Origin of the sequence: Nitratireductor sp. CH_MIT9313-5 (genome assembly GCF_037029545.1) — a bacterium.
GTDB lineage: Bacteria > Pseudomonadota > Alphaproteobacteria > Rhizobiales > Rhizobiaceae > Chelativorans.
Genome location: NZ_JAYMER010000028.1, coordinates 63,490 through 84,014 on the forward strand (window position 1 = coordinate 63,490; position 20,525 = coordinate 84,014).

Annotated in this window: 21 protein-coding genes; 16 read left to right on the forward strand and 5 right to left on the reverse strand. The window is 60.8% G+C overall.

Going from position 1 to position 20,525, the window contains the following annotated elements; genetic code table 11:
* Positions 1–141: 141 nt before the first annotated feature.
* A complete protein-coding gene (locus WA367_RS17020) occupies positions 142–1,143 on the reverse strand; it encodes an NAD(P)H-dependent flavin oxidoreductase (protein ID WP_336057968.1) in 1,002 nt (333 codons plus the stop codon).
* Positions 1,144–1,398: 255 nt separating this feature from the next.
* Between WA367_RS17020 and WA367_RS17025 the strand changes: the two genes are divergently transcribed.
* The 5 genes from WA367_RS17025 (at position 1,399) to kduD (ending at position 5,527) form a co-directional block, all read left to right on the forward strand.
* Positions 1,399–2,433: a hypothetical protein gene (locus WA367_RS17025; RefSeq protein WP_336057969.1), complete on the forward strand. Its 1,035-nt coding sequence runs from the start codon at positions 1,399–1,401 to the stop codon at positions 2,431–2,433.
* The gene (locus WA367_RS17030) at positions 2,426–3,136 is read left to right on the forward strand and encodes a PIG-L deacetylase family protein (RefSeq protein WP_336057970.1); all 711 of its coding nucleotides are present in this window, start codon (positions 2,426–2,428) and stop codon (positions 3,134–3,136) included. The genes WA367_RS17025 and WA367_RS17030 overlap by 8 nt, the downstream gene beginning before the upstream one ends.
* Complete coding sequence (locus tag WA367_RS17035; protein WP_336057971.1) at positions 3,133–3,690, forward strand: SAM-dependent methyltransferase; 558 nt, start codon at positions 3,133–3,135, stop codon at positions 3,688–3,690. The genes WA367_RS17030 and WA367_RS17035 overlap by 4 nt, the downstream gene beginning before the upstream one ends.
* Positions 3,687–4,685, forward strand: a complete 999-nt coding sequence (locus WA367_RS17040; RefSeq protein ID WP_336057972.1) for a glycosyltransferase — start codon at positions 3,687–3,689, stop codon at positions 4,683–4,685. Before WA367_RS17035 ends, WA367_RS17040 begins: the two co-directional genes overlap by 4 nt.
* 95 nt (positions 4,686–4,780) lie before the next feature.
* Entirely contained in the window at positions 4,781–5,527 is a 747-nt protein-coding gene (gene kduD / locus WA367_RS17045) for a 2-dehydro-3-deoxy-D-gluconate 5-dehydrogenase KduD (RefSeq protein WP_336058167.1), read from the forward strand.
* Positions 5,528–5,550: 23 nt separating this feature from the next.
* Here the strand turns inward: kduD and WA367_RS17050 are convergent, their stop codons facing one another.
* Entirely contained in the window at positions 5,551–6,180 is a 630-nt protein-coding gene (locus WA367_RS17050; RefSeq protein WP_336057973.1) for a TetR/AcrR family transcriptional regulator, read from the reverse strand.
* Between the two features lie 75 nt (positions 6,181–6,255).
* Between WA367_RS17050 and WA367_RS17055 the strand changes: the two genes are divergently transcribed.
* The 4 genes from WA367_RS17055 to WA367_RS17070 all read left to right on the forward strand — a co-directional run bounded on the left by WA367_RS17055 (position 6,256) and on the right by WA367_RS17070 (position 9,793).
* Entirely contained in the window at positions 6,256–6,999 is a 744-nt protein-coding gene (locus tag WA367_RS17055) for an SDR family NAD(P)-dependent oxidoreductase (protein ID WP_336057974.1), read from the forward strand.
* Positions 7,000–7,008: 9 nt separating this feature from the next.
* On the forward strand, positions 7,009–7,602 hold the full coding sequence (locus WA367_RS17060) for a class I SAM-dependent methyltransferase (protein WP_336057975.1): 594 nt from the start codon (positions 7,009–7,011) through the stop codon (positions 7,600–7,602).
* A 47-nt stretch (positions 7,603–7,649) separates the two neighbouring features.
* On the forward strand, positions 7,650–8,852 hold the full coding sequence (locus WA367_RS17065) for a phospholipase D-like domain-containing protein (protein WP_336057976.1): 1,203 nt from the start codon (positions 7,650–7,652) through the stop codon (positions 8,850–8,852).
* Positions 8,853–8,956: 104 nt separating this feature from the next.
* Positions 8,957–9,793 carry a lytic transglycosylase domain-containing protein gene (locus WA367_RS17070; protein WP_336057977.1) on the forward strand — a complete coding sequence of 279 codons (837 nt, stop codon included), beginning with the start codon at positions 8,957–8,959 and terminating at the stop codon, positions 9,791–9,793.
* 6 nt (positions 9,794–9,799) lie between these two features.
* Here the strand turns inward: WA367_RS17070 and WA367_RS17075 are convergent, their stop codons facing one another.
* The 3 genes from WA367_RS17075 to WA367_RS17085 form a co-directional block, all read right to left on the reverse strand.
* The gene (locus WA367_RS17075) at positions 9,800–10,936 is read right to left on the reverse strand and encodes a mechanosensitive ion channel family protein (RefSeq protein ID WP_336057978.1); all 1,137 of its coding nucleotides are present in this window, start codon (positions 10,934–10,936) and stop codon (positions 9,800–9,802) included.
* 69 nt (positions 10,937–11,005) lie between these two features.
* Positions 11,006–11,794 (reverse strand): heparan-alpha-glucosaminide N-acetyltransferase, encoded by a 789-nt coding sequence (locus WA367_RS17080; protein WP_336057979.1) that lies wholly within the window; start codon positions 11,792–11,794, stop codon positions 11,006–11,008.
* 73 nt (positions 11,795–11,867) lie between these two features.
* Positions 11,868–12,605 carry a DeoR/GlpR family DNA-binding transcription regulator gene (locus WA367_RS17085; RefSeq protein WP_336057980.1) on the reverse strand — a complete coding sequence of 246 codons (738 nt, stop codon included), beginning with the start codon at positions 12,603–12,605 and terminating at the stop codon, positions 11,868–11,870.
* A gap of 225 nt (positions 12,606–12,830) precedes the next feature.
* Here WA367_RS17085 and WA367_RS17090 point away from each other — a divergent pair, with 225 nt between their 5' ends.
* From WA367_RS17090 to deoC, 7 genes are all read left to right on the forward strand, one after another.
* Positions 12,831–13,877: an autoinducer 2 ABC transporter substrate-binding protein gene (locus WA367_RS17090; protein ID WP_336057981.1), complete on the forward strand. Its 1,047-nt coding sequence runs from the start codon at positions 12,831–12,833 to the stop codon at positions 13,875–13,877.
* A 106-nt stretch (positions 13,878–13,983) separates the two neighbouring features.
* Entirely contained in the window at positions 13,984–15,480 is a 1,497-nt protein-coding gene (locus tag WA367_RS17095; RefSeq protein WP_336057982.1) for a sugar ABC transporter ATP-binding protein, read from the forward strand.
* Positions 15,481–15,489: 9 nt separating this feature from the next.
* Positions 15,490–16,467, forward strand: a complete 978-nt coding sequence (locus WA367_RS17100; RefSeq protein ID WP_336057983.1) for an ABC transporter permease — start codon at positions 15,490–15,492, stop codon at positions 16,465–16,467.
* 14 nt (positions 16,468–16,481) lie between these two features.
* Positions 16,482–17,492: an ABC transporter permease gene (locus WA367_RS17105; protein ID WP_336057984.1), complete on the forward strand. Its 1,011-nt coding sequence runs from the start codon at positions 16,482–16,484 to the stop codon at positions 17,490–17,492.
* Positions 17,489–18,595 carry an aldose 1-epimerase family protein gene (locus WA367_RS17110; protein ID WP_336057985.1) on the forward strand — a complete coding sequence of 369 codons (1,107 nt, stop codon included), beginning with the start codon at positions 17,489–17,491 and terminating at the stop codon, positions 18,593–18,595. The genes WA367_RS17105 and WA367_RS17110 overlap by 4 nt, the downstream gene beginning before the upstream one ends.
* Positions 18,596–18,598: 3 nt before the next feature.
* Positions 18,599–19,552 carry a ribokinase gene (rbsK, locus tag WA367_RS17115; protein WP_336057986.1) on the forward strand — a complete coding sequence of 318 codons (954 nt, stop codon included), beginning with the start codon at positions 18,599–18,601 and terminating at the stop codon, positions 19,550–19,552.
* Positions 19,553–19,562: 10 nt separating this feature from the next.
* The gene (deoC, locus tag WA367_RS17120) at positions 19,563–20,522 is read left to right on the forward strand and encodes a deoxyribose-phosphate aldolase (protein WP_336057987.1); all 960 of its coding nucleotides are present in this window, start codon (positions 19,563–19,565) and stop codon (positions 20,520–20,522) included.
* Positions 20,523–20,525 lie beyond the last annotated feature (3 nt).

Here is a 20,525-nt window from a genome sequence, read left to right on the forward strand (position 1 = left end):
CCCCTTGTGGGGGAGATGTCCGGCAGACCTATCTACTCCTGCCGCAATGCTCCACCTCGTCCCGGAAGCCGGAACTCACCTCCCGCCAGTCATTACCGTCGGCACTTCGGGCGCGATCCTGGCGACCGCGCCTGCAGACTTCTAGCTCACGGCTTCAAGTTCGTCGGCGATGATCTTGCGCTGCAATTCACTCTGCGCCTCGCGATATTCGCGTTCTAGCTTGGCGACATATTCGCCAACCGACAGCACCGCGTCCACCGCGCCTATGCCCTGGCCCGATCCCCAGATCTCCTTCCAGCTCTTGGGCTTTTCGCCCTTGTCGGAAAAGTTCATGGTCGAGGGATCGCTCGAAGGCAGATTATCCGGGTCCATGCCAGAAGCGGCGATGGAGGGCTTGAGATAGTTGCCGTGAACCCCGGTGAAGTAGTTGGAATAGACGATATCGTCGGACGTGCCGTCGACGATCATCTGCTTGTAGGGTTCGACCGCATTGGCTTCCTTCGTGGCGATGAAGGCCGAGCCGATATAGGCAAGGTCGGCGCCCATGGCCTGGGAAGCCAGAATGGCCTTGCCATTAGCGATGGAGCCGGAAAGTGCGAGCGGGCCGTCGAACCAGGAGCGGATTTCCTGCACCAGCGCAAAAGGCGAAATCGCGCCCGCATGGCCGCCCGCACCGGCTGCTACGGCAATCAGGCCATCCGCGCCCTTTTCGATCGCCTTCTTCGCGAAACGGTTGCTGATCACATCATGCAGCGCAATGCCGCCGCCGGCATGGGCCGCATCATTCAGTTCCGGACGCGCACCGAGCGAGGTGATCCAGATCGGCACCTTCCAGCGCATGCAGATCTCGATGTCACGCTCAAGCCTCGCATTGGAGCGATGGACGATCTGGTTGACGGCATATGGTGCTGCCGGACGATCGGGGTTTGCCTGATTGTGACGATCAAGCTCCTCGGTGATCTGCTTCAGCCAGGCTTCCAGCTGAACCGGATCGCCTGGCTTCTCGCGGGCATTGAGTGCCGGGAACGATCCCACCACCCCGGCCTTGCACTGGGCGATGACGAGTTCGGGACCGGAGACGATGAACATGGGTGAAGCAATCACCGGCAGGCGGAGATTGTTGAAGACTGCTGGTAGCGCCAATGGTACCTCCCGTTTACGTTCACGTCAAAATACTGGTCCCGCATCCATTTGCAATGGAAGTTTTGCAAGGCCCCGGCCAAAGCCGACACATGCGGGTTTTCCCAGGCCCCACTCGGTAGGGGAGAACCCTAGGCGCATGGCGGGCCTGCCGCAATGATTTGGGCCAAGGCACACCTCTTGCGTGGGAACCCATTTCATCACCGTCAGTTGTTCAGGAAATTGAAGCTGCACCGTTGGATGGGTGGACATTGCGCGATGGATGTATGGAACGAACAAGGTGTGGACCGTACAGCGCAAGCCTATCTCTTGGAAATCGCTCCGAAGGACTTTAGCAAGGCCGTCGCGTTTCTGCGCAATTCAGGTCTTCTGGCTGTTGATGACTGGAGACTTGCCGCGCGCACCATGCGTCAGGTGGCGGCAGCCGATTTGTCCCTCGCGCGCCTTTATGAAGGGCATGTCAATGCCCGCCTTCTCATCAACACCTACGCAAATCCCTTTTTGCGCGAAAAATGCCTCGCGGAGATGGAGGAGGGGCTTCTATTCGGCGTGTGGGGGGCGGACGGCAGGGAGCCGGTTACCCTCGAAGGCGATCAGCTGACCGGCGCGAAGCGCTATGCGTCCGGCTTGGGTCTTGTCGACCGTGCAATCGTTTCCGCAAAGTCGAGCGAAGTTCAGCAGCTCGTGATCGTCGATGCGGGCGATACGCGCCGGCACGATCTCACAACCTGGAACATGGTGGGCATGCTCGCCAGTCGCTCGGGAAGTTTCGACTGTCGCGGATTGCGCGGCGAGAAACTCGGCGCTGCCGACATTTATACGCGGGAACCGCATTTCCTTGGGGGAACATGGCGGATTGCAGCTGTCACTTTGGGCGGCACGGTCGGACTTCTGGAGCGTGCGTCGGCTGTAATCAGAGCGCGCGGGCATCAGGATGCGGAGGCGCATCTCCTTCGCCTGGGCCCCATCGCGGGACAGGTCGCGTCTGCGTGGTGTGCGATTGTGCGCGCCGGTGAATTCGCTTCCGGCGATGAGGGGCGTGCCGCACCCGATGCTGCTGCGATACGGTCGCTCTCGGTACGGCTTCTGACGGAAGAGATCGGCCAGTCTGCCATTGCGGCGGTGGAAAGGTCGATCGGTCTTGCGATGTTTGATGAGGACCATGAGGTCGGGCGAATGGCGCGCGATTTGGCCTGCTATATGCGACAGGCGGCGCGTGATGCATTCTGCGTGAAGGTGGCGCGCGCTCTCCTGATGGGCGAGCGTCCCCTGGGGGATTGGCTCGATGCGTGATCACATCCCTCGCGCCAGCATTCATGACCTCACGGAAGGCGCAGCCGTGGTGGTGCTTGCCCCCCACCCGGATGATGAGTCGCTTGGCTGCGGAGCCCTGCTGCATGCCGCATTTGCCGGTCACGGCGCCCGCGTCATCTGCATGACGGATGGCGGTGCATCCCATCCCCACTCGGCCGAATGGCCGCGTGAAAGGCTGGCAGAACTGCGCGCCGCAGAACTTGATGCCGCCGTAAAGGCCCTAGGCGGCACTCCGACCTGCGTGACACGCCTGGGTTTGCCCGATGGAGGGATGTCAGGGCTCGCCGGCCGCTTTGAAGCGCTTGCAGCCGAGGTGGCAAGGATCGCAGAGGAGGCGGGCGCACGGGTTCTTCTGTCGCCAGCGCCGACGGACCCCCATTGCGACCACGAGGCCACGGCACAGATCGCAGAGATTGCGGCGAAAAAGGCAGGGCTTCGACTGCTTTATTACCCGGTGTGGTCCCTCTGGCACGACCCCGATTTCCGCGAAAACCTCAGCTATAGCGTCGAATTTGCATTCGATATCGGAAGTGCTCGCGCGGCGAAGGCCGCAGCCATTGCCGCTCACCGCAGCCAGCATGGGCAGGTGGTTGCGGACGATCCTGGGGGCTTCGTACTACCCGAGGGCTTTGTGAAGCAGTTTCTCGACGGGCAAGAGAGCTATTTCGAGGCTGCATCATGACTGCCGTCAGCGTTCAAAAGCTGCAGGAAATTTATGCCACGGGAGATGACCCCTGGGCATTCCGCACCAGCGCCTATGAGCAGGCGAAATTCGCTGCGACCCGTGCGGCCCTGCCTCGCAAAGCCTATCGATCCGCGCTGGAGATCGGTTGCGGCAACGGAGAACTGGCGCGTCACATCGCGCCCATTTGCGAGCGCTATACCGGCCTGGACGCGGTGGAACGCGCGATCATCGCGGCCCGCAAGGCCGTACCGCAAGGCAAGTTCGTGTGTCAGTTTCTGCCGGGCGACCTGCCGGGCGGAGACCATGACCTGATCCTGCTTTCCGAGATTTTGTATTTCCTCGACGAGCCCGGGCTGAAGAGCCTTGCGCGCCAGGTGGGCCGGTGTGGCCCATCTGCGGATATCGTATGCGTAACCTGGCTTGGCCCCACCGGAAATGCGCTTGGCGGTGTGGAAGCCCTTGAACTGTTCATCGCCGCGACAGGGCGCCACTTTCAACTTGTCACGCAGACGGACAAATATCGCATCGATGTCTCGGAGCCGCATGCATGAAAGTGGCCTGCGAGATCTTCGGCCCCGAAAGGGTGGCACGAGCCACCACTGCCATCATCGTGCCGGCCTGCAACGAGGCGGATCGGATCGGCGCCTGCCTCGACGCACTGGCGGCACTGAGAGGCGGCGAGACTGCGGTCATTCATGTCTGCGTGAACAACAGTGTTGACGCCACCGCGCAGATCGTGGGCGATCGGGCGGTTGGGCACGGTCTTGCACTGGTTCTAAGTGAGGTGACATTGCCGCGCGGAGGCGTTGGACGTGCCCGCCGACTGGGACATCTTCTGGCGATGCGTCACAGCCCCGATGCGCGGTTCCTTCTTTCCACCGACGCCGATTGCCAGGCGGAGCCGGACTGGCTTGCCACGATGACGCGGGAGCTTGAGAGCCATCCGGCCGCGATCGGGCGTATCGACAGCCTCGACGACCTGCCGCCGCATTTGCTGGAAAAGGTCAGGGCCGGAGGCGAATTGGAAGACAGCTATATGCGCTTGTCGCTGGAGTTTTCACTGCTTCTTGAAACCGATATGTCCGGAGCGCTTGGCCTGAATACCGCTGGAGGTGCGAATCTGGGTATCCGGCGGGATACCTATCGGGCAATTGGCGGCTATCGCGCGCTGGAGAGCCGGGAGGACCGCGACCTGATCGACCGGGTGGTGCAGGCAGGGCTGCGCCCCGTGCGCGTGCCGGATGCCATTGTTCGTGCGTCACTGCGCCCCGACGGCAGAGCGCCCGGCGGCATGGCTGACAAGATCGCTCAGCGCATTGCCGGAGCGGACGGTGAGCTCGACAGCGCTCTGGCTCCGGTTGACGCGATGTGGCCGTGCCTGAGCGGACGTGTGCGGCAGAGCCGAAAAGCCTTGTCCCGCGAAGAAGCTGCCCGCAACCTTCCCATCCTGGCTACCCATGTCGAAAGGCTGCGCGGCCTGTCATGCAGGCAGGAACGGCTGCGTTATCTGGAGGAGATCCGCTTGCCCGCGGGACAACGCGTATAGGCACGATTGCTATCGTGTGATTGGCCATTGTTGAACGGTTTGCGGTGTCGCATAAGAACCGGCGATAATGACCATGGAGGCCTGGGAAAGGTTCGCTGATGAAGATGTTTTCGCTCGAAGGCAAGACTGCGCTCGTTACCGGTGCGAATACTGGTATCGGCCGGGCGATTGCGCGGTGCATGGCAGAGGCCGGTGCAAGCGTGATTGCTGCGGGGCGTTCGCCTTGCGACGAGACGGTGGCCGAGATCAAGGCCGGGGGTTGTGATGCCCGCGCCCTTCATCTTGATCTTTCCGAGCGCGATGCGCCGCAGAACCTGTTTGCAGCCGAGAAAACGATCGATATCCTCGTCAACAATGCCGGGATCATCCGGCGTGCCGATGCGGTGGATTATTCGCAGGATGACTGGGATGCGGTGATCGACGTGAACCAGCGCGCGCTGTTCTTCATGTGCCAGGAATTCGCCAAGGCGGCTTTCGCGCGCGGGGCAGGGGGCGCGATCGTCAATATCGCCTCGCTCCTGTCCTTTCAGGGCGGCATACGCGTACCCGCCTATACGGCTTCCAAGCATGCGGTTGCCGGGCTTACAAAATTGCTAGCCAATGAATGGGCGGCCAAGGGCATCAACGTGAATGCCATCGCGCCAGGTTATATCGCAACCAACAACACGCAGGCGCTGCGCGAAGATCCGGACCGCGCTAAAGCCATTCTTGACCGTATTCCCGCAGGACGTTGGGGTGATCCGGACGACATTGGCGGCACCGCCGTCTATCTGGCATCACCCGCTGCCAAATATGTTCACGGCGCAATTCTCAACGTCGATGGCGGCTGGTTGGCACGCTAGGTGCCGCAACTGTAAGGCCGGCCCTAACCAGCCTTCTTTTGCAACTCGTTCAGATAGCCTTTGACCGCCATGAATACCCGCTCGGCAAGAGCCTCATCGTCGCCTGCCGTTCCTCCGCGCAAGCCCTGAAGCATGATGCCGCGGGCCATGCCCGTGATGTCTTGTGCGGCGATCATCTGGACATGGGGCGGCACGTCAAGAGCGGTCAGAAATCGCCCGATGCATCCCACGATGGCCTTGTTGATCTCGTGGGTCTGCTCGTGGAGCGGCAAGACCGCCGAGGCATAATCCAGTGCCTGCGCGAGCGACAATGTTCGCGGCTGATGAAGCAATCCGGCACGGGCCAGATCCCGCAATGCCTGATCGGCACTCTTCTGCTCGACATCCGTGGAAGCCGCTTCGAGCGCGCTCAACACGTTCTTCTGCTTGCGCCGCAGCATCTCCGCCAGGATCGCCTCCTTTGAGGGGAAATACTGGTAGAGTGAGCCGACGCTCACGCCGGCCACGCGGGCAACGCTGTTGGTGTTGAATCCCATCAGGCCCTCGGCGCTCAAAATGCGAGCAGCCGCTTCGAGAATGGCATCCACCGTTGCTTCCGCACGTGCCTGACGCGGCATTTTCCTCGGGCGGACGCTGTCGGTTTTTGGTGGCATGAAATGCGAGTTTCCCAATACGAGCAATTGCTCGATTATGCTCCTGAAAGCTTGAAACGGCAAGGGCATTGCAGGGTGAAACTTCTCGGACACACGATATTGGTAACGGGTGCCACGCGCGGCATTGGCAGTCGCTTCGCGCGTGTTGCCGGGGCACGCGGCGCGAAGGTGCTGTTGGTTGGACGCGATGAGCAGCGGCTGCGCGGGCAGGCCCGCTTCATCGGTGAGAATGCAATACCGGTCCCCTGTGATCTGGCTGATCCGGCTGCCCTGTCGGCTCTGATCGAAAGGATCGAGCAGGATCATCTACGTCTTTCCATCATTGTGAACAATGCAGCCCTCCAGCAGGAGATGAATTTCATTCATGATGGCCGCGACGCGCTCATCACTGGCCTGCAAAACGAGATTGCGACCAATCTTCTGGCACCCTTGATGCTGACGGCGCGGCTGTTGCCCTTGCTTCTACGACAGCCTGAAAGCGCCGTATTGAATGTCACGAGCGCGCTTGTGCTCTCTCCCAAGGCCGCAGCACCTGTCTATTGCGCAAGCAAGGCAGCACTTTCCAGTTTCAGCGCCGCCCTGGCCATACAATGCGCGAGCGAGGCGCCGCATCTGCGCATCCTCGAAGCTGTCATGCCGCTGGTGGAGACCGACATGACCCGCGGCCGCGGCCGGGGAAAGATTTCCGCAGAGAAAGCGGCACTGGGGCTTCTCGCAGCCCTTGAGGCTGAAAGGCCGCGTTACTGGGTCGGAAAGTCCAGATTTCTCCCGATCATCAACCGTATCTCGCCCGCTCTCGTGCGGCGCATTCTGAGCTAGAAGCTTCTCATGGCATATATCGAAGAACAATTGGGCAGGCAGCAAGGCGGAGGTGACTGGATACGCTTCCTCAAAAGCTGGCTGCGTGCGCCGCTTCGCACTGGGGCGATCGCACCAAGCGGAGCGAAGCTCAGCGATGCGATGGCCTTCAGCGCGGCGATCAAGCCGGGTGAGACTGTGATCGAGCTTGGGCCCGGCACCGGCGTCGTGACGCAGGCACTTCTTATGCGCGGCGTATGGGAAGGTAATCTGATTCTCGTCGAAGCCGATCCCGATCTCGCGCGCCTGCTCAGGCAGCGTTATCCAGCTGCCAATGTTATCGAGGGGGACGCTTTTGCGCTCCTGTCGCAATGGGCGGAAAGCGGCATGGCTGCGGGTGCGGTCGTCTCCAGCCTGCCCTTGTTCGTCTATCCAAGGCACAAGCGTCAGGAGCTTGCGCGAGCCGCGCTGCGCATCACCGGACCAGCGGGGCGGATGGTGCAGTTCACCTATGGTCCGGTTTCACCGGTCTCTAGACAGAAAGGCATGAGAGCCTATGCCTCGCGCCGGATCTGGCAGAACCTGCCGCCGGCGGTGGTCTGGACCTATCAGGGAGAGCCGTAAGGCCGTGCGCTGCCGGAACTGCTTGGCGCTTCATGCATTGCATTTGCATGGGATCATCCAGCGTCAAGAAGTGCCGGATCGCTGAAGGGACGAGTGCGGACACGCTCGACCGATATCGGCACGGATTGGAGACCGCGCTCGGTGTGCCGTTCACGGCCGGAAACGAGATCGATGTCTATCGCAATGGCGACGAGATCTTTCCACCCATGCTCGACGCGATCTCACGTTCCACCGAAATGGTAGAGTTTCTGACCTTCATCTACTGGAAGGGCGATATCGCCGAGAAATTCGTCGAGGTTCTTTCCGAGCGCGCGCTTGCCGGTGTTACGGTACGCGTGCTTCTCGACGGTTTTGGCGCGCGCCCGATGCCGCAGAACCTCGTGGAGCGGATGGAGAATGCCGGTGTGCAGGTGCGCTGGTTCCGGCCGCTTCCACAGTGGAAGGTCTGGAACATCGACAATCGCACCCATCGCAAGATCCTCGTATGCGACGGACAGATCGGCTTTACCGGTGGCGTGGGCATTGCTTCGGAATGGGAAGGCAATGCGCAGGACCCCGACCACTGGCGCGAAACGCATTTCCGCGTGCGCGGACCTGCGGTCACGGCACTGCGCTCTGCCTTCTACCAGGATTGGGTAGAGGCGGAATACAGGGTGGACTGCGCGTTGGAGCGGGTGTGGCCGTCCAGGCAAGCCGGCGACAAGCTCGTGCAGGTGCTGGCATCCACGGCTTCCGTCGGCTTTACGGATATCGCCATCCTTCATGAAGCCCTTGTGCTTCTGGCGCAAAAGAGCCTGCGCATCATAACGCCCTATTTCGCGCCCCATGAGCGCGATGTGGAAGTCATCGCCGACGCTGCCCGGCGCGGTGTGGATGTCCAGATCATCCTGCCCGGTCCACATATCGACAAGAGGGTTTCCGAACTTGCCGCATCCGACGCTTTCGAGCCGCTATTTGAGGCGGGCGTGAAGATCTGGCGCTACCAGCCGACAATGATCCACACGAAGCTCGTGACAGTGGATGGCGTCGTTACCTGCATCGGCTCGGCAAACTTCAATCAGCGCTCGGCGAGCAAGGATGACGAGATTGCGCTTTGCGTTCTTGATCCGGCCTTTGCCCGGAAGATGGACGGGCAGTTCGACGAGGATTGCGAGAAGTCGGTGCTGACGACGCTTGATGACTGGAAGAAGCGCGGTATCGGGCGTCGGGCACGCGAGGCGATGGCCCATGTCATGAAACCCGAAACGTGAAAAACCGACGCCATCACCATGCCATCTTCCAGATGTAACAAGACCCGGTTCAGGTGCAGCACCGGTGCCTGGGCTACCGGCAATCTCAGGCGGATGGACATGGCATGAGCCCATGGCGCAGCACGCTTCTGGCGGGCATACTTCTTCTGGCGGCACCTGCTGCCGAGGCGGCTCCAAATGCGCGGGACATGCTTCCACGTATCTGCGAGCTTCTGGAAGTCCATGCCGAAAAGCATGGCATCTCTCCCCATTTCTTCGCACGCCTGATCTGGAAGGAGAGCCTGTTCCGCCCCGATGCTGTCAGCCACAAGGGCGCGCAGGGCATCGCGCAGTTCATTCCCTCCACCGCGAAGCTGCGTGGGCTGAAGGATGCTTTCGACATAGAACAGGCAATTCCGGCCTCCGCTTCCTATCTGGCTGATCTGAAGCGCCAGTTCGGCAACAGCGCCCTTGCCGCCGCGGCCTATAATTCCGGCGAGAACCGGGTTGCCCGGTGGAAGGTGCGGGGCGGCAGTCTGCCAGCGGAGACCGAGGATTATGTCTTTTCGATCTTTGGCAAGCCTGCCGAAAGCTTCCGCAAATTTGAAGGCAAGGTCGATATCAAGCCGTTGAAAGCAAATCTGCCCTTCCGGAAGGCCTGCATGTTGATGCCGGTCTCCAGCGGCGCCTTGCATGTACAGGCACCGCGCAAGCCATGGGGCGTGCAGGTGGCGGGTCATTTTCAACGCGGGGTGGCCCTGCGCCTCTGGGAGCAGACGCGGCGCAATCTTCCAGCCAGCCTTCGCGGCATATCACCCAATGTGGACCGCGTGAAATCTACCCGCGGGCGCAAGCACATCTATGCGGTGCGCCTCGGTGCCGACAGCCGAGCTGAGGCGGAGCGCATGTGTTCGCGCCTGCGCCAGGCTGGCGGCGCGTGCATTGTGGTGCGCAACCGGTAGTATCGGCTAGGCATCTGCACCCGTAGCGGCACCCGATCTCATGCCCTGCAGCACCTCTTTCGGCGCGACGCCGCGCAATTCCGTGCGCAGGCGCGGCAGTGCCTCGGGATATTCCTTCTGCAGGAAGGTGACGATCTGCTCGCGCACATCGCAGCGCAGATCGAAGGCATCACCGGAATTGCGTGCCGACATGAGAATGCGCACCTCCATGGTAAATTCCTTGAAGTCCGTGACCTGTAGCACGAAGACATCGCCATTCCACAATGGCGAGGCGCGCACCACCTCCTGCGCCTTTTCGCGCAGGGCCTGGATGGGCACCTGGTAATCCAGATAGATGATGACAGAGCCGATAAGGGTTGCTTCCTCGCGCGTCCAGTTCTGGAAGGGCTGCTCGATGAAATAGGACAGCGGCACGATGAGTCGCCGCAAGTCCCAGATGCGCACGACGACATAGGTCGAGGTGATCTCCTCGATCTTGCCCCACTCGCCCTCAATCAGAACGGCATCGTCGATGCGGATCGGCTGGGTGACGGCCATCTGCACGCCGGCGAATATGTTCTTGAAGAGTGGCTGCAGTGCCAGACCGACAATGATACTGGCGGCACCGGCGGAGGCGAGCAGGCTGAGCCCGAATTTGGCGGCGCCCTCAAAGGTCATGAGACCGGCGGCCACGCCGATCAGGATCAGAAGCAGATTGGCGATGCGTTCGAATATCTTGCTTTGCGTTGCGTGCTTGCGGGCCAGAAGATTGTCTTCGGCATCCAGCTTGAAGCGGCGCAGATAAATGGTGATCCAGATGTGAAGCACGATGCGCGCCGCAATCACGCCAAGCGCGATCAGACCCAGAAGCAGGCCGTGCTGCACGATACGGGCTTCCGAAGACATCAGCGGTGAAGCTTCCGTGGCAAGCACCAGGAAACCCAGTATGAGAGCCAGCCGCAACGGCCAGCCAAGGCGCTTGACCATGGAGCGCCAGAACATGCTGCGTGCGCTGACGAGGCGTTCGGCCGCGCGCATGAAAAGCTGGTGCACCATGAGTGCGGCGATGATCGCAAGGGCAAACAGGACGAGCGTTGCCATCCAGTCGGGCATCCACTCGATCAACCATTCCAGTTCACTGGCTGCAGCTTTGATTTCGCGCATTTGCGCCCTCCATCCATAAGAAGGGCCAACGCAAAAACGCGAGGAGCGTTCACTTGGCTGTTGCGGTTTCTAACGCAGCAGATTTCCCAGCGGGATGAGCATCCCAAGAAGTACCGGCTGATGAAGGAGATAGATCGCCAGGCTGTGCCTGCCCATGAAGGTGAAGGCGCGCGAGAGCGGGCTTGTGCCCGAAAAGCGCGACAGTGTCCGGTCCCAACCCTTGGCGAGTGCAGCCTTGGTGACGCCCATGCCAAGCAGCGTCACGCCCACCCAGGGGAAAACCGGCACAAGGTCGTTGCTTGGCGGTGAGATGGTGGAAAAGCCGATCCAGGCGAGCCATCGGCTGTTGAACATGTCGGCTGCATAAAGCTCCGGCGCGATGACGATCACGGTACCGACGAGCGTGAGAAGAAGGGCGGGCAATGGCAGAAGCAGCGCACCGAGCAGGCTTGCAAACACGATCGCATGCAGAATGCCGAAAAAGATGAAGGCTTGGGGAAAGGTGAAATAGGTCGCGACGGTAATCGCAAGAGCCGCCACCGCGATCATGGCAATGCGTTTCAGGAAAGCCTTCCAGCGCACACCGTTCGGGTGAGCCAGAACCAGACTGACGCCAACGAGAAACATGAAGCTGGTGGCGAGGCTGCGCCCGAACAATATCCACCATGGACTGGAATTTGCGCCCTGCAGCGCAAGCCCGGTCAGTTCCAGATCCCACACCAGATGGAAGATGACCACGCCTGCAATGGCCAGCCCCCGCACGAGATCTACGATCTGAAGCCGCGGCGCGCCTGCGCGTGCATGGGTTTGAGGATGGGTGTCGTCATCTCGTGAAGCCGCAGGGGCAAGGGTTGCCATGACACAGTCCTGAGTGATCTCGTGTCATGGCAATTCATCATAATTGTTCGGTTAGCACCAGTTCAGCAGTGACTTATGATCCGCTGTTCTGCGATAGAAGCTCCGCGTCGCGCCCGATCCAGCTCTCGAAATCGCTGAGATGGCCAAAGGTGGCAGGCCGCAGCTTGCCCCATTTTGTCGGGTCGGAGACGAGGAAACGGCGCTGGGAGCGCGCGATTGCCGCCTTCTTGACCGCAATCTCGTGAAAGTGGAAGCAGGTGACACCTTCGCTCTCATGGATACCGGCGGCGGAGAAGAAACCTTTGGTGATGTTCACTTCCTGCAGCATCTGCAGTGCCGTGTCCGACGAGAAGCTGCCGCTTTCGGGATGATAGATGCCTGAGACCATCATCAGCGTCACGCCATCAAGGCGCACGATCGATTCGGCGATATTCATCGCCTGCGTGACGACGGTGATGTTGGCGTTCTGTGGCACGAGCGGTGCGAGATGATGGAGCGTTGAGCCTGCATCGATGAAGACCGTGTCTTCCGGCTCGATCAGTTTCGCGGCTTCAGCGGCAATGCGGCGCTTGGCAACGATATTCGTGCCTTGAGCGTGGGTGAGGGAGTAGCGCTCACCCTTTTCCTCCGCCAGCATGATGTAGCCACCGAGGCACAGGATGCCGCTGTCGCCATCGCCCAGATCACGGCGAATGGTGATCTCCGAAGTCTCAAGCTTCTGCGCAGCTTCCGTGATGTGCAGGATCGCACCGCCTTCACACAGCTTCTTCAGCGCCTTTATGCGTATGTCCCGTCCAGAGGGTCTGGCCACGTTCCACTTCTCTCCATGCGCGTGGTTGTCCCACTGCTCATTGGACCTCTGGCCCAATCATTTGCAAGTGCAAATCTTGGTCGGAGGGGTTGCTAGTTATGATAGGAAATGATCATAATGAGGCGTGTCGATCAATATCCCATCGTGATATTGAATCGATTTTGTCACCAAGTGCCCAGCCTGCATCACATTCCAGCAGGCCGCCGGGCGAGGAGGAGTTTATTTATGAAGACTTTGCTGACGGCAGCTTCGGTTGCCCTGTCCCTCATGGCGTCGTCTGCACTGGCCGAGCAGGTTGTGGACACCACCAATGTCAACAAGGACCTGATCGCAACCAAGGACGACAAGAAATACACCATCGCCACCGTGGTGAAGGTTGACGGCATTGCCTGGTTCGACCGCATGCGCGACGGCGTCGAGCAGTTCAAGGAAGACACCGGCCACGATGTGTGGATGGTTGGCCCGAGCCAGGCCGATGCGGCCGCTCAGGTGCAGATCATCGAGAACCTGATCGCGCAGGGCGTTGACGCCATTGCCGTCGTGCCGTTCTCCGTTGAAGCTGTCGAGCCGGTTCTGAAGAAGGCACGCGACCGCGGCATCGTCGTGATCTCGCACGAAGCCTCCAACCTGCAGAACACCGACTACGATCTGGAAGCCTTCGACAATCTCGCCTATGGCGCCAATCTCATGAAGGAGCTTGGCAAGTTCATGGGTGGCGAAGGCAAATATGTCACCACCGTCGGCTCGCTTACCTCCAAGAGCCAGATGGAATGGATTGACGGTGCTGTCGCCTATCAGAAAGAGAACTTCCCGAACATGGAAATGGTCGGCGATCGTCTTGAAACCTATGACGACGCGGCGACCGACTACACCAAGCTGAAGGAAGCCATGACCACCTATCCGGACATCAAGGGCATCCTTGGTGCGCCCATGCCGACTTCGGCAGGTGCCGGTCGCCTGATCGCCGAGAGCGGCCTGAAGGACAAGGTCTTCTTCGCAGGCACGGGTCTGCCTTCGGTTGCCGGTGAATATCTCGCCAATGGCGACATCCAGTACATCCAGTTCTGGGATCCGGCTGTTGCGGGTTACGCCATGAACATGCTTGCCGTTGCCGCACTCGAAGGCAAGGGCGACCAGATCAAGGCTGGCCTCAATCTCGGTCTCGAAGGCTACGACTCCCTCATCACGCCGGATGAGAGCCGCCCGAACCTGCTTTACGGTGCAGGCTGGGTCGGTGTGACCGCTGAAAACATGGACAAGTACGACTTCTGATCGTCCTTTTCCGCCAAAGCCGGCGCCTGCCCCGCATGGGGCGGGCGTCAGCCCGATCCTGCGCGGCGTACGGCCCGCGCATCAGCTTCAGCCTGCCGGGAAAACCATGTCCGAAAATCTGATCGAGCTGAAAAATATCAGCAAGCGCTTCGGTGGCGTGCGCGCTCTGGATGATGTTTCCATGAGCATCCGCCCCGGCGAGATCCACTGCCTTGCAGGCGAGAATGGATCGGGAAAATCGACCATCATCAAGGTCATGTCCGGTGTCTATACGCCGGAAGAAGGCCAGATCCTAATCGACGGCAAGCCGGTGTCGCATCTCGACCCGATCAAGGCCGTCCAGAAGGGCATACAGGTCATCTGGCAGGACTTCTCCCTCTTCGGGAACCTGACAGTTGCCGAGAACCTGGCGCTCAACACCTATATTCTCGAAGGCCGCAGCCGCATGGACTGGGCGCGGGCCCGCAAGATGGCGCGCGAAGTGCTGGCAAAGCTTGATGTCGAGATCGACATCGACGCGGATGTCGAGACATTGCCGACTTCGGGCAAGCAGGTGGTGGCCATCGCGCGTGCCATTCTCGCCGAAGCACGCCTCATCATAATGGACGAACCCACAACCGCGCTCACCGGTCACGAGGTGGATGCGCTCTTCAAGATCGTGCGCGACCTGCAGTCCCATGGCATCGCGGTTCTGTTCGTTTCGCACAAGATGCGCGAAATGCTCGAAATTTCCGAGCGTCTGACGGTCTTCCGCAATGGCAGGAAGGTTGCCGAGGGGCCGATGTCGGATTTCGACGAAGCCGCCATTACCCATGCGATGACAGGGCTGGAGCTTGAGGAAGAGCCTTATATCGCCAACATCTCCGCTGATGTCGCACCGGCACTCGAGGTGAGAAATCTCAGCGTTCCCGGCCTGGTTGATGGCGTGGACCTGACGCTGCGTCCCGGCGAGATCGTAGGCATTTCCGGCCTGATCGGTTCGGGCCGCACCGAACTCGCCCGCGCATTGTTCGGCATGGAGAATGCCACGGCGGATGTCTTCCGCATCGAAGGCCGCGACGTGTTTCCCCATTCGGTGCAGGACGCGGTTGATCTGGGCATTGCCTATGTTCCCGAGGACCGGTTGAGCGAAGGCTTGTTCCTGACACAGTCCATCGAGCGCAACATGGTGGTCTCCATCATGGACCGGTTGCGCAAGGGCATGTTCCTGGACCGCAAGGCCATGCGCTCGCGCACGGAAGAAATGTTCGCCAAGATGCAGATCGCAGCCCCCTCGGCCGACACGGCGGTGGGCAATCTGTCCGGCGGCAATGCTCAGCGCGTGATGCTGGGCCGCTGGCTTCTGACCGGCGCGAAAATCCTCATCCTCAATGGTCCGACGGTTGGTGTGGATGTCGGCTCCAAGGCAAAGATCCACAAGATCATCCGCGATCTGGCTCAAAGCCAGGGTCTGGCCGTGATGATGATTTCCGACGACGTGCCGGAACTGACCGGCAACTGCAACCGCATCCACGTCATGCATGACGGGCGCTTCGTGGCTCACTTTGAAGGAGCCGAAATGAGCGAAGACGCAATCAATGACAGCCTGAAGGCGCTGAAATAGGGCAGCCAGATGAAAAGGTTACAATCCACCGAAGCCATTATCGCCATTGTCCTGATCCTGGTCATGGTGCTGATCGGGCTGGTCAATCCCGCCTTCTGGGGCGTGGGCAATCTGTTCAGCCTTGCCAAGGCCAATGTCGTGATCGGCATCATGGCGCTTGGCGTGCTCCTGATCATGATTTCAGGCGGCATCGACGTGTCGTTTCCCGCTATCGCGGCAGCCGCCCTCTACATCACCGTGAGAACCATGGTGGCGCTGGAATATGACGGCGTGCTCCTACCCTTCATCGCCGCTTGCGTGATCGGCGTGGCGCTTGGCGCCTTCAACGCCTTCATTATCGACCGGTTCAAGATGATACCGCTGATCGTGACCCTGGGCACCGCCTCCATCGTGCGCGGTCTGGTGCTGGGGCTTCTTGGCACCTCCATCGTCAACATCAACAAGATGCCTGACGGGCTGATCGCATTTGGCAGCCAGAACATCGCCACCGCAACCGCCTCCAACGGCGCGAATGTGGGTCTGACGGCGATGGTGCTTGTCTATGTGGCGATTGCCTTCGTCATCCACTTCATCCTGAAGCACACAATGACCGGCCGCTCCGTCTATGCCTATGGCGGCGACCCGGAAGCGGCACGCCGGGCGGGCGTGAACACGCGCCGCACGATCTTCTTCGTCTATTGCACGGCGGGGCTTCTGGCCGGTTTTGCGGGCCTCCTTCACTCCTCCATGATCTGGCAGGCCAATCCACGCGACTTCATCGGGCTTGAACTCGACGTGATCGCCGCGGTGGTTCTGGGCGGTGCGTCGATCTTTGGCGGACGGGGCTCGGTTCTTGGCACCATGATCGGCGTCTTCACGCTCGTCATGGTCAAGAACTCGCTGATCCTGATGAAGGTCGACACCACCTGGCAGCGCGTGGTCGTGGGCGCCATCATCATCATCGCAACGGCGATCACCGCCTGGCGCGATCGCAAGAAACTGGCTTGAGGGGAGGGAGCATCATGACCGCCAAGGCCGAACAAAAACCGCTCCTGCGCCGTCTTCTGGGCGAAGACGCCTCGATCATTCAGCTTGCGATCATCACGCTCGTGATCTTCGCGCTGATGTCGGCGATGAACCCCGACAAGTTCCTGCGCTACTACAATTTCGAGTCCATCACCTATGTGATGCCCGAACTCGGCATTCTCTCCATCGCGATGATGGTGGCGATGCTGACGGGCGGCATTGACCTGTCGATCGTGGGCATCGCCAATCTGGCGGCCATCACGGCGGGTGTCTATTTCCGCCATCCGGCCGTGGCCGAAGGCATTGCCGCCGGTGGTGCGGGTGTCGTGCTGCACACGATCATGGGCGTTTTGATCGCGCTCACGGTTGGTCTGGCCGCAGGGCTTTTGAACGGACTTCTGATTGCGCGGCTGCGCATCATCCCGATCCTTGCCACCTTGGGCACGGGTCAGGTCTTTGCAGGTCTGGCGCTGGTCCTGACGGGCGGCCCGGCCATTGTCGGCTTTCCGCAAACCTGGAACTGGCTCGGCACGGGAAAGATGCTCGGCGTTGCAACACCCTTCTGGGTGCTGGTCTTCGTGGCCATCATTGTCGCAATCCTGCTGCGCCGCACGCATCTCGGCGTCAATCTCATGCTGATCGGCACCAATGCGCGCGCCGCCGTCTTCGCCGGCATCAGAAGCTCGCGCATGATCCTCTATTCCTATGCGCTGACGGGTGTGATGGCTGCCATTGCAGGGATACTTCTGTCCGGTCGCACCAATTCCGCCAAGGCCGATTTCGGTGCATCCTATCTGCTGCAGGCGGTGCTGATTGCCGTTCTGGGCGGCACCAATCCGGCAGGCGGCAAGGGCAAGGTGCTGGGCGTGCTCCTGGCGCTTGTCGCTCTCATGTTCCTGTCATCGGGCATGCAGATGATGCGCGCATCCAACTTCCTGATCGATGCGGTGTGGGGCGGGTTCCTCGTGCTTGTCATCGCCATCAATTATCTGAGGTCGCGCAAATGAGTGCTGCCACCAATGAAACCGTGTTTCACCTGACGCAGGACCTGTTTCCGGCCAATGGTGAGCGCCAGCTGATCGAAGGGCGCGGCTTTTCCGTTTCGGCCTTCCGCTATCCCTCTTCCGTCGAGGGTCTGCGCATCGAGAACGAGCGTGGCCATGTGGTCGTCCTGCCGTTCCTCGGCCAGATGATCTGGGAAGCCGTCTTTGACGGGCGGAGCCTCGGCATGGGCAATGTCTTCCCCTATCCGCGCAACGGTGCCTCGATCCTTGAGACCTATGGCGCCTTTGCCTATCACGCAGGGGTCTTGCGCAATGGCACGCCGGGACCACAAGACACGCATCTGCTGCATGGCGAGATGCCGGTGCAGCGCATGGACAGCGCCTATCTGGTAATCGGTGGCGAGGGCGAGGATGCCTGGCTGCGCCTTGGCGGTCATGTCGAATATGTGATGGGCTTCGGCCCGCATTATGTCGCGCGCCCGAGCGTTACGGTGAAGCGGGACAGCGGGCTTCTGGATGTGGCGATGGAGGTTGAAAACCTCTCCGCCCACGAGATGGAGCTTATGTATATGCTCCACGCCAATTTCGATTTCGTGGCAGATGCCACGATCCATCAGCCGGCGGAATATTCGCCGGAGCAGACGGTGGTGCGTCAGGCGATCCCCGGCCATGTGACGCCATCGCCGGAATTTTTGGCGCTTCTTGAAGACCTCAAGACCAATCCGGCGCGGATGCAGACGTTTTCGGAGCCTGATCTCTACAGCCCCGAACAGGTCTTCTATATCCGCGGTCTGAAGCGCGACGAGAATGGCCGCACGCGTCTAGCGATGGAACTGCCCGAGGGCGGTGCCTTTTCGGTCGCCTATAGCCCCGACGACTTCCCCCATTGCGTGCGCTGGATCCTCAATGACGGGGATGCGCAGGTGGCTGCCTTCGCATTGCCTTCGACCTGCGAGCCGGAGGGCTACACGGCGGAAAAGGCGAAGGGGCATGTGCGCCTGCTTGCGCCGGGCGAGAAGCAGTTCTTCCCCGTCACGATCGGCCTGCTCGACGCTGCGGAAGCAAAGACGGCAGTGGCCGCCATCAAGAATTTCAACAAGGACTGAACCATGGAAGATCAAAAGCGCATCGGCCGCATTGCCGTTGTCGGCTCCAACATGGTCGACCTGATCACCTATATCACCCGCATGCCTGCCCCCGGCGAAACGCTGGAAGCGCCCGATTTCGAGATCGGTTGCGGCGGCAAGGGTGCGAACCAGGCGGTTGCCGCGGCCAAGCTCGGCTCGCAGGTCTCCATGGTGACAAAGGTTGGCAGCGACCTGTTCGGCGACAACACGATTGCCAATTTCCAGCAGTTCGGCATCGACACGACCCATGTCGCCAAGGTCGAAGGCAAGTCCTCAGGCGTGGCACCCATCTTCGTTGAAGAGTCCGGCGAAAACTCCATCCTCATCGTGAAGGGTGCGAATGCCGACCTTTTGCCGGCTGATGTGGATGCGGCCGAAGAGACATTGCGCCAGGCCGATCTCATTCTCATGCAGCTTGAAGTGCCGCTGGAGACGGTGCGCCATACGGTCAGGCGCGCGGCGGAATGGGGTGTTCCGACCATTCTCAATCCCGCGCCTGCCACGCCCGAACTCAATGTCGGCGATCTGCGCAGCCTGAGCTTCCTCGTGCCCAATGAAAGCGAACTTGCGCTTCTGTCGGGCATGCCGACCGATAGCGAAGACGAAATCAACGCTGCTGCGCGCAGCCTGATTGCGCAGGGCATCGGCACGGTCATCGTGACGCTTGGCGGCCGCGGCGCGCGCCTTATCACTGCCGATCAGGTTACGCCAATCGAGCCCGTGCGCGTGACGCCGGTCGACACGACCGGTGCGGGCGACGCCTTTATCGGCTCCTTTGCCCATTTCTTCGCAGCCAGTGGCAACACGGAAGAAGCGCTCAAACAGGCCGCTCGCTACGCTGCGCAGTCCGTGGGCAAGCGCGGAACCCAGAAATCCTATGCCTCGGCTGAAGAATTCGTGTCATTCTGCGAGGGGCTGGCCCCCTCTGCATCATAAGGGACACCCTATGACTGAAACTCATGAACGCAATCCCGGTACCGCGCTTGAACGCGGCTGGTTCGAGGATGTGCAGGTCAACCGTTCCGCTTCCGAGCGCCGCGCTGCGACCATCGCCGCCGCCCGCACGGTGAAGAAGGACTATCAGGCGGCCTGGCTGCTTCGCGCGATCCAGTGCATCGACCTGACCACGCTTGCCGGTGACGATACACCCGGTCGCGTGCGCCGGCTGTGCAACAAGGCCCGCAATCCGGTTCGTCAGGACATTCTGGACCGCATGGGCGTGGGCGATATCGGGCTGAAGACCGGTGCCGTCTGTGTCTATCCCACCATGGTTCCCCATGCGGTGAAGGCCTTGCAGGGCACTGGCATTCCCGTCGCTTCCGTCGCGACCGGCTTTCCCGCAGGTCTGACGCCGCTGCCGCAGCGTCTGGCCGAAATCCGCTACGCGGTAGAAGAGGGTGCAGCCGAAATCGACATCGTGATCACCCGCGAATATGCGCTGCTCGGTGAATGGCAGAAGCTCTATGACGAGATCCGCGCCATGCGTGAGGCCTGCGGCGAGGCGCATATGAAGGCGATCCTTGCCACGGGCGAGCTTGGCACGCTCACCAATGTCTATCGCGCTTCGATGGTAGCGATGCAGGCGGGGTCCGACTTCATCAAGACATCGACCGGCAAGGAGCCAGAAAATGCGACGCTTCCCGTTTCGCTGACCATGCTGCGTGCGCTTCGCGACTATCGCGATCTCACCGGCCACAAGGTCGGCTTCAAGCCTGCAGGCGGTCTGAAGACCGCCAAGGATGCGATGAACTGGCTCGCGCTCATGAAGGAAGAGCTGGGTGGTCCTTGGATGGAGCCTGATCTTTTCCGCATTGGCGCATCGTCGCTTCTCGCCGATATCGAGCGTCAGCTCGAACATCATGTCACCGGCCGCTATGCCAGCGCCGCGCACCACGCCTTAAGCTGAGGC